At 52.1% G+C, this 13,705-nt stretch carries 13 protein-coding genes; 12 read left to right on the plus strand and 1 reads right to left on the minus strand.

The window, feature by feature from the left end:
* Window positions 1-122 precede the first annotated feature (122 nt).
* A complete protein-coding gene (locus tag R70723_RS09120; protein ID WP_039871512.1) occupies window positions 123-305 on the minus strand; it encodes a hypothetical protein in 183 nt (60 codons plus the stop codon).
* Window positions 306-496: 191 nt separating this feature from the next.
* Between R70723_RS09120 and R70723_RS09125 the strand changes: the two genes are divergently transcribed.
* The 12 genes from R70723_RS09125 (at window position 497) to R70723_RS09175 (ending at window position 13,472) form a co-directional block, all read left to right on the plus strand.
* Window positions 497-1,339 (plus strand): SPFH domain-containing protein, encoded by an 843-nt coding sequence (locus R70723_RS09125; protein WP_039871513.1) that lies wholly within the window; start codon window positions 497-499, stop codon window positions 1,337-1,339.
* Between the two features lie 13 nt (window positions 1,340-1,352).
* Window positions 1,353-1,526, plus strand: a complete 174-nt coding sequence (locus R70723_RS32830; protein ID WP_039871515.1) for a type II toxin-antitoxin system antitoxin — start codon at window positions 1,353-1,355, stop codon at window positions 1,524-1,526.
* 501 nt (window positions 1,527-2,027) lie between these two features.
* Complete coding sequence (thrS, locus tag R70723_RS09135; protein WP_039871516.1) at window positions 2,028-3,965, plus strand: threonine--tRNA ligase; 1,938 nt, start codon at window positions 2,028-2,030, stop codon at window positions 3,963-3,965.
* Between the two features lie 390 nt (window positions 3,966-4,355).
* A complete protein-coding gene (locus tag R70723_RS32835; RefSeq protein WP_372238238.1) occupies window positions 4,356-4,994 on the plus strand; it encodes a 3D domain-containing protein in 639 nt (212 codons plus the stop codon).
* Between the two features lie 130 nt (window positions 4,995-5,124).
* A complete protein-coding gene (locus R70723_RS34230) occupies window positions 5,125-5,259 on the plus strand; it encodes a hypothetical protein (RefSeq protein ID WP_256704618.1) in 135 nt (44 codons plus the stop codon).
* A gap of 245 nt (window positions 5,260-5,504) precedes the next feature.
* Window positions 5,505-6,587, plus strand: a complete 1,083-nt coding sequence (liaF, locus tag R70723_RS32545) for a cell wall-active antibiotics response protein LiaF (protein WP_039871517.1) — start codon at window positions 5,505-5,507, stop codon at window positions 6,585-6,587.
* Complete coding sequence (locus R70723_RS09150; RefSeq protein ID WP_039871518.1) at window positions 6,587-7,633, plus strand: sensor histidine kinase; 1,047 nt, start codon at window positions 6,587-6,589, stop codon at window positions 7,631-7,633. The genes liaF and R70723_RS09150 overlap by 1 nt, the downstream gene beginning before the upstream one ends.
* Window positions 7,630-8,283: a response regulator gene (locus R70723_RS09155; RefSeq protein WP_039871519.1), complete on the plus strand. Its 654-nt coding sequence runs from the start codon at window positions 7,630-7,632 to the stop codon at window positions 8,281-8,283. The genes R70723_RS09150 and R70723_RS09155 overlap by 4 nt, the downstream gene beginning before the upstream one ends.
* A 222-nt stretch (window positions 8,284-8,505) precedes the next feature.
* Complete coding sequence (locus R70723_RS09160) at window positions 8,506-10,194, plus strand: S1C family serine protease (RefSeq protein WP_039871520.1); 1,689 nt, start codon at window positions 8,506-8,508, stop codon at window positions 10,192-10,194.
* A gap of 121 nt (window positions 10,195-10,315) precedes the next feature.
* Window positions 10,316-11,005 carry a response regulator transcription factor gene (locus tag R70723_RS09165; protein WP_039871521.1) on the plus strand — a complete coding sequence of 230 codons (690 nt, stop codon included), beginning with the start codon at window positions 10,316-10,318 and terminating at the stop codon, window positions 11,003-11,005.
* Window positions 11,005-12,456, plus strand: coding sequence for a sensor histidine kinase (locus tag R70723_RS09170; protein WP_039871522.1), 1,452 nt, complete (start codon window positions 11,005-11,007; stop codon window positions 12,454-12,456). The genes R70723_RS09165 and R70723_RS09170 overlap by 1 nt, the downstream gene beginning before the upstream one ends.
* 59 nt (window positions 12,457-12,515) lie before the next feature.
* A complete protein-coding gene (locus R70723_RS09175; protein WP_039871523.1) occupies window positions 12,516-13,472 on the plus strand; it encodes a 4-hydroxy-3-methylbut-2-enyl diphosphate reductase in 957 nt (318 codons plus the stop codon).
* Window positions 13,473-13,705 lie beyond the last annotated feature (233 nt).

Consider the following 13,705-nt stretch of genomic DNA (forward strand, 5'->3'; position numbering starts at 1 on the left):
TAATAGAAGAAGCCCCCTGCCATTTGAGGATGACAGGGGGCTTCTTTCATTGATACGTTTTATTCTCCGGATGGATCAGGCCCATGCGCATAACGCATGGGCCTGTCCTGTATACCGGTTATTTATTTCACAGCAGCTTCCCACTTGCAGCGCACGGGGGACACAATGGCATTGTCCTTCTTAAGCTCAGTAAAGGCCTTGTCAACGGCTTTGCGCTCCAGGCCGGAGAGCTTTTCTACCTCACCTGCACTGAGTGGGGTTGCTGCTGCTTTGATAATGTCCAGTACCTGTTCTTTTACGCTCATGAAGGTCACGTCCTTATTTCATATTTTATATAGAAGAATGACTTCTTAGATTTGTAGTATAGAAGAGGCAGGGAGGAAGCGCAGTGATTTTTATCGAATTGGGCGATTATTTTATAGAAAAATGATTTACAGTTACATCCAAAAGTGATATCATAATTATATCAAATACATATCTTTTGGAGGTGCTGTTTATGAAGGAGAAAGTATTACGTCCGGTAAGCGGGTTCTGGGTTATTGCACTGATTGTGGTCTGTCTGGCAGGTGGGATATACGGGGCGTCTCAGGAATATGTGGCGGTACCGCTCATTCTGTTCATAGCTGCAGGAATCTTGTGCACAAGCATCACAATCGTACAGCCGAATAAATCGGTGGTGGTCACCTTCTTCGGACAGTATGTCGGAACCATCGTGAAGAGCGGGATGTGGGCGGTTATTCCGTTCAGTATCCGCAAGACTGTCTCGCTGCGGGTGCGTAACTTCAACAGCGTCAAGCTGAAGGTAAATGATGTGGAAGGAAATCCGATTGAAATTGCGGCGGTGATTGTGTTCAAGGTTATCAATTCTGCAAAGGCTTTGTTTGATGTGGATAAATATATGGCTTTTGTGGAAATTCAGAGTGAGACGGCGCTCCGTCATGTAGCGAGCAAATATCCGTATGATAACTTTACTGAATCGGGAATGTCACTGCGGGCCAATGCAGACGAGATTGCCAAGGAGCTTGCTGTGGAATTACAGGAGCGCCTGTCCTTATCCGGGGTAGAGGTAATTGAAGCGCGGCTGACGCATCTGGCGTACTCTACGGAAATTGCCAGCACGATGCTGCAGCGTCAGCAGGCTTCGGCTATTCTCTCGGCGCGGCAGATTATTGTTGAAGGTGCTGTCGGCATGGTGGATATGGCAATCCGTCAGCTTAGAGAGAGCGGTGTGGTTGAGCTTGATGAAGAGCGCAAGGCTGCGATGATTAATAACCTGATGGTGGCCATTGTGTCGGAACGCGGAGCGAGCCCGGTCATTAATGCCGGTTCGTTGTACTAGGGGATGATAAATCATGGCGGCCAAGAAGAGCTTTCCGCTGCGGATTGATCCGGAGCTGTATGAAGCACTGGAGCGCTGGGCGGGAGAGGAATTTCGCAGCGTAAACGGGCATATTGAATATTTGCTGCGTGAGTCTTTGAAGCGCGCGGGCCGCTTGCCGGGGAAGAAACGCCGGGAAGAGGAGTAAGCGGAGAAGCGGATTATGCTATGGCTGCGCTAACTCAGGCGCAATATAAGGCTGTTTCTGTCAGCTCCTGCTGAAGGCTGGCGGTTCCCGGGCAGATACAGGCTTGACTGATGCTGCGGACAGCTTTATAATTACTGCATAATTCACGTTAATAGCTTCGACAAAGACATGGATCGTTGATTCAGGACCGCTACAGAGAGAGGGCACCAAGGCTGCAAGTCCCTCCGGTATCCGGCTTCCGGTCTACCCCTTTGTAGCTGCGGTTATGAACTTCCGGCCGGCCGGTGCGCCTGCTGCGGGATAGTAAGAACCGCCGGTTCATGGCCGTTATTCCCATGCTGACGAAGGATTCTGGTACAGAATCGAATTTGGGTGGAACCACGGGTGCAATCACTCGTCCCTGCGCGGGACGGGTGTTTTTTGTATGCGTGGATGGCTTCGTGCCGCAGTATTCAGCTGCCCCTGAGGGCTTTCGTTAACCAACCATTAGGAGGAACAACAATGTCAGTTAGTATCAAGCTGCCGGACGGATCGGTCCGGGAATATGAAAACGGCAGCAGTATCGAGGATGTAGCCGCCTCGATCAGCAGCGGCCTGCGTAAGAATGCGGCTGCAGGCAAGCTCAATGGAATAGTCGTTGACCTGTCGACACCGCTTGAGGAAGGCGCTCTTGTAGAGATTGTTACACTGGATTCACCAGAAGGCCTGGAGGTTGTCCGTCATAGTACAGCTCACCTGATGGCTCAGGCAACCAGACGCCTGTTCGGTGCAAAGGAAGTTAAGCTTGGTGTGGGTCCGGTTATTGAAGACGGCTTCTACTATGATATGGATCTGGAGCATCCGCTTAATCCGGAGGATCTGCTGAAGATCGAGAAGGAAATGGAACGGATTGTCAACGAGAATCTGCCGATTGTACGCAAGGAAGTCAGCCGCAAGGAAGCGCTTGACATTTTCGGTGAGCTGGGTGACCCCTACAAGCTGGAGCTGATTGAGGCTCTGCCTGAAGACAGTGTTATTTCGATCTATGAGCAGGGTGAATTCTTTGACCTGTGCCGTGGCCCGCACGTGCCGTCCACTTCCAAGATCAAAGTATTCAAGCTGATGAACGTAGCCGGCGCTTACTGGCGCGGAGACAGCAAGAACAAGATGCTGCAGCGCGTATACGGTACTGCCTGGAACAAGAAGGCACAGCTTGATGAGTATTTGCACCTGCTGGAGGAAGCCAAGAAGCGTGACCACCGCAAGCTGGGTAAAGAGCTTGAAATCTTCACCTTCAATCAGCTGGTCGGACAGGGTCTGCCAATCTGGCTGCCTAAGGGCGCCAAGCTGCGCAGCATTCTGGAGCGCTATATTGTAGATTTGGAAGCAAGCCTCGGTTACCAGCATGTATACACCCCTGTTCTCGGTAATGTTGAGCTCTATAAAACCTCGGGTCACTGGGAGCACTATCAGGAGGATATGTTCCCTAAGATGGTTATCGATACCGAGGAGTTCGTGCTCCGTCCGATGAACTGTCCGCATCACATGATGATCTATAAGAGCTCCATGCACAGCTACCGTGATCTGCCGATCCGGCTTGCCGAGCTCGGCACGATGCACCGCTATGAAATGTCCGGCGCTTTGACCGGTCTGCACCGCGTGCGCTCCATGACGCTGAATGACTCCCATATCTTCTGCCGTCTGGACCAGATCAAGAGCGAATTCAAACGCGTGCTTGAGCTGATCAAGCAGGTATACAGCGATTTCGGTATTCACGATTACCGCTTCCGCCTGTCCTACCGTGATCCGCAGGATACTGAAAAGTACTTCCAGAACGATGAAATGTGGGAGACTGCACAGCGCATGCTGCGCGAGGTAGCAGAAGAAGCCGGACTGCCGTTCTTTGAAGCGGAAGGCGAAGCTGCTTTCTACGGACCGAAGCTGGATGTGCAGATCCGGACTGCCCTGGGCAAGGAAGAGACCCTGTCCACTGTGCAAATCGACTTCCTGCTGCCTGAACGCTTTGAGCTGGAATATGTGGGAGACGACGGCAACAAGCACCGTCCTGTTGTCCTGCACCGCGGTATTCTGGGGACAATGGAGCGTTTTGTAGCCTTCCTGCTGGAGAACTTTGCCGGCTCCCTTCCGCTGTGGCTGTCGCCGCAGCAGGTCAAGATTATCCCCGTATCGTCAGCTTTTGACGATTACGCCAAGGATGTGGAAGCGAAGCTGCAGAGAAGCGGCATCCGTGCTGAAGTGGATCTGCGCAATGAGAAGCTTGGCTACAAAATCCGTGAAGCCCAGCTGGAGAAGCTTCCGTATATGTTCGTTGTCGGTGAGAACGAAATGAATGCCGGCACAGTCTCCATCCGCAAGCGCGGAGAAGGCGATATCGGCGCCAAGCCGCTGGATGAAGTCATTGCAGCTCTGAGCAAGGATATTTCAGAACGCGTTATTTAAGATCACACAGGGCCTGTTAGCTGGCTCATAGCTATACATTGAACAGCCTCTGTCATAAGCCGCATAAAGCCGCCTTACAGCGCTTTATGTATAAAATTTTGTGAAACGGGAAACCTTCGCTAATAGGGGGAGGTTTATCAAATGAACAAAATGGGCTTATGCCAGAGGCTTTGGTGTGTAATGGTTACAGCAGTGCTAATATCAGCTGTTGCGGGTATCTATCCGGATTACGGTCAGAAACCCGCTGAGGCCAGAGGGACCGCGGATATTACAGACCGGCTGAGCTACGGCACAATAAAAGCAGATGATTTTCAAAATACACAGGGTTCGCCCTTCTTTACAAGCATTAACGGGAAGGCTCAGCAGGAGGAACGGACCACCGGACGTGCCATTGAGCATTCACAGGAGGCTTTCTTTACAGGAGCTTCACAGCTCGGAGGGACTTCGCGGGTGAAGCCGGCTGCAACAGCAGCCCCGCAGCCGACAGCAGCCCCGCAGCCGACAGCAGCCCCGCAGCCAACTGCGGCCCCAGCCGCCAAGCAGCCGGATACCGCAGCCAAGCAGCAGCCGGCTTCAGTTCCTGTAGCCGCACCGGCGCCAGAGCAGATTATTACTTCGCTGAAGGTTACGGCTACCGGATATACGGCAGGCTACGAGTCTACGGGCAAAACCTCTAAGCATCCGCAATACGGTATTACTTATTCCGGAGTCAAGGTGCGCCGTGACAAAAATGCGGTTTCGACCATTGCTGCCGATCCGAAGGTTCTGCCGCTAGGCAGCATTCTCTACATTCCGGATTACGGTTATGCGGTTGTTGCCGATACCGGTTCAGCGATCAAGGGGCGGAAGATTGACCTGTATTTTGCCACCACCAAGCAGGTGTATAAGGAATGGGGTAAAAAGACGGTTGTCGTTCAGCTGATCAAACGCGGTAACGGAAAATGCACGGAGAGCATGATCAAGGATCTCGGCAAGGCAATCAAGACTTATAAGACAGTCCCGCAGGACCTGCTTGAAGAAATTATTTAGAAGCTGTGAGGTTGCTGCACAATTGAAATTTATTTCACTTGCAGATGCATAATACGTACCTGGACTCCCCATAATACTGACTGGGGCACAGGTAGTGCCCTTGACGAAAACACTCAGGGGGTGAATTCCAGTGGCTAAAAAACCAAAGGTAACAGAGAACTATCAAACACCGAATGAAAAATACAATGCTGAGTTTGCTGTTGAAAACGACGGCGCAACTAAGCAGGGTACATTTGCTAAGCCGGTGCAAAAACCGCAGCAGTAATGCTGTGACCGCTTAGAAAACACCGATATGCTAAAACTGGACTGTTCCGGTCCGCTCCAATCATGGGCGGCGGAGCAGTCCTTTTTCATTTTCAATACATATTCCTTAAAATCCCAGAAGGCTCGGTCCCGAGACTGAGACAGTATTCCTTCTCACGCCGCTGTTCCCCAACCTCTTAATACTGTAGACTGGGATTATAAGTTACGCATGAAGGCGAATATGACAGCATAAAGGGGAAATGCAGGATGAAAAGAAGATTTACCAGCCAGATTCTTGGAGGACTGATCCTGATCGGACTCGGCGGGATGTTTCTGCTGAGACAGATGGGCTATACCGATTTCAGCATAGGCTCTCTGATCTCCGACTATTGGCCGCTGGTTCTGATTTGGATGGGGCTGCAAAATTTCCTGTCTACGAATGACAACGGCTCAAAGGGCTCATCGGCATTTTGGGGATTCTTTTTCCTGGCGCTCGGGGTGTATTTCCTTGGACGGAATCTGGAGTGGTTCAATGTCTCTCCCGGTGATTTCTTCAAGCTTCTCTTCCCGGTGATGCTAATCGGAGGAGGCTTGTATGTAATTTTCAGACCGCGCGGACGCAATATACCGCCTGTACCGCCGGCACCTTCCTCGCCACCGGATTTCTATCCGCCCGGACCCGGGACACATGAGCAGGCCCCGCCTCCGAAGCCGCTGGAATCCACACTGGATGAGCAGTTCGAGCAGAAATTCGGCAAGCCTGCCGGAGAACGTGATTGGAAGGGTTATCTGTCCAAGGAAGATCAGGAAGAGCCGGACGGCGATGAGAGCCGGAAGGGGTATTTCCAGTCGGGTCCGGAAGCCCGCTGGAAGGAGAACCGGGAACGCCATGAGCAGCGGCGCCAGGAGCGTCATGCCCGCAGACACGGTGAATGGCATGAGGAGTTCCATGAAGAGCATAACCATAAGGATACAACCAACCGTTCGGCGTTTATCGGCGACGTGCATATGGGCAAGGAGTATTTTCAACTGAAGCACACGAACATCTCACAGTTCATCGGAGACACAGTGCTTGATCTCACCAATGCACAGATTCCTTATGGCGAGACCAAAATCAACATTTCAGCGATCGTTGGCGACATCAAGGTGTATATTCCCGATGATATGGACCTGGGTGTTTCGGTAAACAGCAGCTCCTTCATCGGTGACATGCAGGTGCTGGAGCAGACGCGCAGCGGTTTTATGAGCAGTGTGCAGTGCAAGACCCCATATTATAAGGAAGCGGGTAAAAAGATCCGGATTAACGTCAGCGCTTTCATCGGTGACATCAAGGTTAAGACGGTGGGCTGATGATGGGGACTATCTTCAGTAATACCAAATGGCTGCTGCTGCTTTATTTCCTCCTCGGCGGCGGCGTTGCTGCCGGTCTGGTCTATGCAGGGACATGCCTGGGCTATATTGAGGTCGTGGATTACCGGATGTGGCTGTACCTTATTATCGGGATCGTGCTGTTTAATATTATTGTCGGCTACATGGCCGGACAGCGGATCCAGCGGCGGATTGATCATCTCGACCTGAACATGCTTCAGGTAGCCAAAGGCAATCTGTCTGTACGGATGCCGGAGAGTGACGACCAGAGCTTTGCCAGAGTGTACCACGAGTTCAATATCATGATGGATACGGTTGAGAATAAAATGCAGATTCTGCAGCGGCTTGGCGAGCAGGAAGTGATTGAGAAGGAAAAGGCGGCAGAGAGTGCGGTACTGGAGGAACGGCGGCGGATGGCCCGTGACTTGCATGACACGGTGAGCCAGCAGCTGTTCGCGATCCATATGTCCGCCTCTTCGCTGCCTAAAGTGCTTGAACGCAATGAACAGCAGGGTATCATAGTCATGGACCAGCTGATCACCATGTCGCAGATGGCGCAAAAGCAGATGAGGGCGCTGATTGCCCAGCTGCGTCCGGTGGAGCTGGAGGGCCGCAATCTGTTTGAGGCGCTGGAGAAATGGTTCCCGGACTATTGCCGCCAGAACGGGCTTAAAGGTGTCAAGGAGCTTGAACTGCAGGGCGAGCTGTCGGAGGCGATTGAACACCAGCTGTTTCTGATTATTCAGGAATCCATGGCTAACATTGTCAAGCATGCCGGAGCACGTGTAGTCAGCCTGTCGCTGCGTGAGACGCCAAGGCAGGTCGTGCTGAGCATCAGTGATGACGGCCGGGGGTTTGAGCATGTGCAGCATAAGCAGGGCTCGTACGGACTGACCACCATGCGCGAGCGTGCAGAGAAGCTGGGCGGACAAGCGGAGATCATCAGCCGCAAAGGAGCGGGGACGACGATCCGCGTACATATACCAAAGTTTGTACAGGGCAATCAGGAACAGGAGGAGCAGATATGAGTGTCATAAAGGTGCTGCTGGTGGATGATCATGACATGGTGCGGATGGGGCTCAAAACCTATCTGATGCTTGACCCGAAGTTTGAAGTGATAGGTGAAGCTGGAGACGGTCAAGAGGCCCTGAATACGCTGCGCGGCTGGGGACAGGAGAATCTGCCGGATCTGGTGCTGATGGATCTGATGATGCCGGTGATGAACGGAGCCGAGACCACCCGGGCTGTACTGGCTGAATTTCCCGGCCTCAAAATCGTTATTCTAACCAGCTTCCTTGAGGATGATCTTGTAGTCGATGCTATTGAAGCCGGAGCTGTCAGCTATGTGCTTAAAACAGTTTCGGCTGAAGAGCTGATCTACGCGCTGCAGGGCGCATACCGCGGCATGCCGGTTATGACCGGCGATGTGTCGCAGGCTTTAACCCGCGGCATCCGCCAGCGGACGGTTCAGGGGGACTCATCCGGCCTGACCGAACGTGAGAAGGAGGTGCTGCTGCTTATTGCCGAAGGCAAGACCAACAAGGACATTGGTGAGGAGCTGCACATCAGCATCAAGACGGTCAAGACGCATGTCAGCAACCTGCTGATGAAATGCGAGCTGGATGACCGCACCCAGCTGGCGATTTATGCCCACCGTAAAGGATGGGCACAGGGTTAGAGAAGCATATACTTTTAGAAGATATCCGCGAAAAAGTCCCGGTGCAGCTGCGCACCGGGACTTTTTTTGTATCTTTTTTACGTTCAGGCATAAAATTCGGTCATCTTTTATCTCTGATTAAATTGTTTTTAATGTAGAGTTAAGGTTTAAAGTACAAAATAAGAACAAGAAGAAAACACAATACTCCTTGTCAGACAGACAAGGCACGGGAGGAAAGTAAACATGGACAACAACAAAAACAGCTTCAATAACTTTAATCGTGATAACGAACCGACGCCAAGCCGGGAATGGGATCATTCAAATACTTCTAATAACAGCACTAATAATGATAATGCGGCCGACCACGGCCAGTCTCAGCCAACTGACTCCGGCTCATCCTACTATTACTCGTACGGACCTTTTAAATCGATTAACAATGAAGAAGCTAACCAGGATAACGGACAGCATTACAACCGCCGTGAGCCTGAACGCGTAGAGGTCAATGCGCCTCAGCCGGTCAAGCAGCTTCCTTACAGCACCTCGCTCCGCACGAACGGATATGACGGTAACGGCGGACGGGGAAATGGCGGGAACGGTTCGGATGGCGGAAACGGCTGGCAGTACAACCGCAAGCCTAAGAAGCCGATAAAAGCAGTGCTGGTATCCTTCCTGGCCGGGATGGTTGTATTATCCGGCTCGATGTTTATGGCAGACCGGGGCAACTGGTTCACGGGTGATCAGGCAGCTACAGCAACGGTAGCAAGCACTACAGCTAAATCAGCTGTCGGCAGCGCAGGTGTGACACCATCCTCATCTACAACCTCGCTGCTTACCGGAACAAGAGATGTTTCCAATGTAGTAGATGCAGTAGGACCGGCTGTGGTGAAAATTGATACACTAGTGAAAAGCTCCAGCAGAAGCTCCTCTAATCCGAACATGAGCGATCCGTTCTCGCAATTTTTCTTCGGTGACCAGTTTGGAGGCGGTTCTTCCGGAACGGACCGCAACTCGCAGTCACAGTCTGAGAATAATTCGGATTCCCAGCTGACTCCTTACGGTATCGGAACAGGCTTTATCTACGAATCTTCAGGCTACATTCTTACGAACCAGCATGTTATTGACGGTGCCGATGTAATCCAGGTTACTGTTGACGGAACCACCAAGCCTTATGAGGCTAAGCTGCTCGGCTCCAGCAAAGACCTGGATCTTGCAGTTCTGAAAATTGAAGGTGCAGATTTCCCTACAGTAGCGCTTGGTGATTCTGACAGCCTCAAGGTCGGCTCCGAGGTTGTGGCGATCGGTAACCCGCAGGGCTTTGATCATACGGTTACAGCAGGTGTGCTGAGTGCGAAAGGACGCAGCATCGATATTAACGAGGAAGACGGCAGCGGTACACGCAATTACAAAAACCTGCTGCAGACTGATGCATCGATCAACCCGGGGAACTCCGGTGGACCGCTGCTTAACCTGAACGGCGAAGTAATCGGGATGAACGTGGCCGTGAGTACAGAATCGCAGGGTATCGGTTTTGCGATTGCCGTCAACACCATTAAAGAGGTTGTAGACAAACTGGAGGCTAACCAGGAAATTCCTAAGGAGCCGGTTCCGTTCATCGGCGCATCATTGATGACCATTACGGATCAGGTTGCACAGCAGATGGGTACAGATATTACTGAAGGATCGGTAGTAGCGGAGATTGTATTCAAATCGCCTGCCTATACTGCAGACCTGCGCCCTTACGATATCATTACAGGCGTGAACGGCACAAAGTATGCGACCAGCCAGGAGCTGATTACCTATATCCAGTCCCTGAAGGTCGGGGACCAGGTTACACTTAATGTTGTCCGTGACGGTAAAACACTGGAGCTTCCAGTTACTATCGGCAACAAAAATGATTTTGATACCACCCAAACCCAGACTCAGGAGCAGTAATCACACCGGACGGTATGCAGGCGGAAGGGGCAACCCTTCCGTTTGTGCTGCTGCTGGACGTGAATCCGGACGATTCATGCTACAATAGAAAGATAACGAACTGGACAATGGGGGCTGTTTGATGCGACCGAATATATTGATTATTGATGACGATGAAAAGATTACTTCCATGCTGCGGCGCGGCCTTGCCTTTGAAGGCTATGATGTCAAAACCGCATCCAACGGTGCGGACGGGCTGCGTGAAATTTTGAACGGTGACCCGGATGTGGTTGTTCTGGATGTGATGATGCCGCAGGTGGACGGCTTCGAGGTGTGCCGGCGACTGCGCGAGGGAGGCAGCAATGTTCCTGTGCTGATGCTGACCGCGAAGGATGAAATCGAACACCGTGTCAAGGGACTGGACCTGGGAGCAGATGATTATCTGGTAAAGCCCTTTGCACTGGAAGAGCTCCTGGCCCGTGTGCGTGCGCTGCTCCGCCGCAAGAGTGAGCAGAATGGAACGCCGGATCAGACGGTGGCCTACGAGGACATTACGCTGGATGTGGATTCACGTGAGGTGACCCGCGCCGGCAAACGTCTGGAGCTGACGGCCAAGGAGTTTGAGCTGCTGCACCTGTTCATGCAGAATCCGAAGCGCGTGCTGTCCCGGGACCTGATTATGGACAAGATCTGGGGCTATGATTACAGCGGGGAATCTAATGTGCTTGAGGTATATATCGCGATGCTGCGCCAGAAGACGGAGGAGCATGGCGGCAAACGGTTAATTCAGACCATCCGGGGAGCCGGTTATATTTTAAGAGGTGACAATTAATGTCGATCAAATTGCGGCTGACAGCCTGGTATTCAGGAATTTTGGCCGTTATGCTGCTGGCCTTGTCAGCCGCAATTTACGGTTTTGTCTATTTCAACACGTATGGGGATTTGAAGGACCGGCTGAGGGAGCAGGCGACAAAGGTTCAGCCCAAGTCGGTCTGGAATTACAATAATGGAACGCTTGATCTGGTGCTGGGCGGCCCTGCAGGGCAGAGCCTGTTCGCCCAGGTATATATTTATGATGTGGATAAATTGATCCCAAGCCCGAATATGACAGAGATTGATCTGCAGTTTAAAATCCCCTCTAAGGCAGAGCTAAGCAGCCACCAGGGGTTTCTGCAGGCATCGTATGGCGGCGATCCGTTTCTGATTTATCAGATTGCTGCCGAGATCAACGTTAACAATGCGGCTATGCCTGGTGTGCTTCAGGTGGCGGTATATACAGGGGAACAGGTCACGATGCTGAACCGGCTTCAGAATATTCTGCTTGTGGGCTCCTTTGCCACGCTGATTGCCGCGTTTACCTTCGGCCTCTTCCTGGCACGCAAATCGATGAGTCCGATCGGGATGGTCATCGAGGCAGCCAACGGGATTCAGACCGGCAACGACCTCAGCTCCCGGATTGAATATAACGGGCCTCCGGATGAAATCGGACGGCTGATTGAGACGGTTAACAGCATGCTTGGGCGTATGGAGGGCTTTTACAGGGAGCTTGAGGATTCCTATGCCACCCAGCGCAGATTCGTATCGGATGCTTCGCATGAATTGCGGACACCGCTTACAACGATCCGCGGCAATATCGACCTGCTGCAGAAGGTGTGGGAGATGGACCCGGATCAGAGCCGGATGAGCGAGGCGGAAATCCGCCAGCTGTCCATTGAATCCGTCAAGGATATTGCCGATGAGTCGAAGCGGATGAGCCGGCTGGTAGGCGATATGCTCTCGCTGGCACGGGCGGATACCGGGCGTACTTTTGACAAGGAGCCGGTTGCACTGGAGCCGCTCATGACGGAGGTAGCACGCCGGGCCTCGTTCCTGCCGCGCCAGTCTGACTGGTCCATCGGTGACCTGAGCCAGATGAACGGCAAATACATTGTCGGCAATAAGGATTACCTGCAGCAGATGCTGTTCATTTTTATCGACAATGCATTTAAGTATACGCCTTCCGGCGAGGTTATGATGGATGCTGTATTCTACCAGAATCAGGTGGGCATCCGGATCAAGGATACCGGTATCGGGATGGATAAGGATGAGGTCCCGCATATCTTTGACCGCTTCTACCGGGCGGATGAATCACGGGGAATGACGGAAGGAATCGGGCTAGGCCTGTCCATTGCCAAATGGATTATCGATGAGCACGGAGGCTCCGTCGAGGTAGTTACCCGCCAGGGTGAGGGGACCACCTTTATCATCTGGCTGCCGCTTCTCTTTGCTCCGCCGCTGGAATAGGGTATAATAGACTGGTCCTATTACAGCCGTCATTGACAGCAGAAAGCCGGTGAACATATATGGAAGTCATCAAAATTTCTCCCCGGGGCTATTGCTATGGTGTCGTAGATGCCATGGTAATGGCAAGGCAGGCTGCCCAGAATCTCGATCTGCCCCGGCCGATTTATATACTTGGCATGATTGTACATAACAGTCATGTTACGAATTCCTTTGAGGACGATGGAATTATTACGCTTGACGGTCATAACCGTCTGGATATTCTTGATAAGGTGGACAGCGGCACAGTGATCTTTACTGCACACGGGGTTTCGCCTGAAGTGCGCCGTCTTGCCCGCGCCAAAGGGCTGACTACAGTCGACGCGACTTGTCCGGATGTGACGAAGACGCATGACCTGATCAAGGAGAAGGTAGACGAAGGCTGCGAGATTATCTATATCGGCAAGAAGGGGCATCCGGAGCCGGAAGGCGCCGTCGGTATTGCACCGGAGCATGTCCATCTGATTGAGAAGGAAGAAGAGATTGCAGGCCTCAATGTGACTTCCTCGCGGATTGTGATCACGAACCAGACCACAATGAGCCAGTGGGATATCAAGCATATTATGAAAAAGTTGCTGGAAACCTACCCCGGCGCTGAGGTGCATAATGAGATCTGTATGGCGACACAGGTACGCCAAGAGGCTGTGGCTGAGCAGGCCGGGCAGTGCGACCTGGTGATCGTCGTAGGGGATCCGCGCAGCAATAACTCCAACCGTCTGGCACAGGTGTCGGAAGAGATTGCAGGTACGCCTGCCCACCGGATTGCAGATGTGTCCGAGCTGAATATCGAATGGCTGCGGGGAGTTAACAAGGTAGGGGTAACCTCAGGAGCCTCAACACCTACACCGATTACCAAGGAGCTTATTAACTATCTGGAGCAGTATGATCCGCAGAAGCCTGAGACCTGGGAGATCAAGCGTACGGTGAACATGGCGAAGCTGCTGCCGCCGGTCAAGAATAAAACGACAAGTACTACCTGATCAAGCCATATCCGGCTTTGAACTTATTCGTTCTCTATTTCACATGTATACAGCCGCACCCGGCCTCCTTTATTTGGGAGACGGGTGTTTTTGTGCAGAACGGATTTAGACGGGGCATTTAACAATAATCTCCATACATAGAGCGCTAGTATAGTAATAAATGGAACAGCCGACGATTTGGGCTGGAAAAAAGTTGACGTAAGCGGCAATTTGCGCTAAAATTACTTTAGTGC

Source organism: Paenibacillus sp. FSL R7-0273, assembly GCF_000758625.1.
In the GTDB taxonomy this organism is placed as follows: Bacteria; Bacillota; Bacilli; order Paenibacillales; family Paenibacillaceae; genus Paenibacillus_AQ.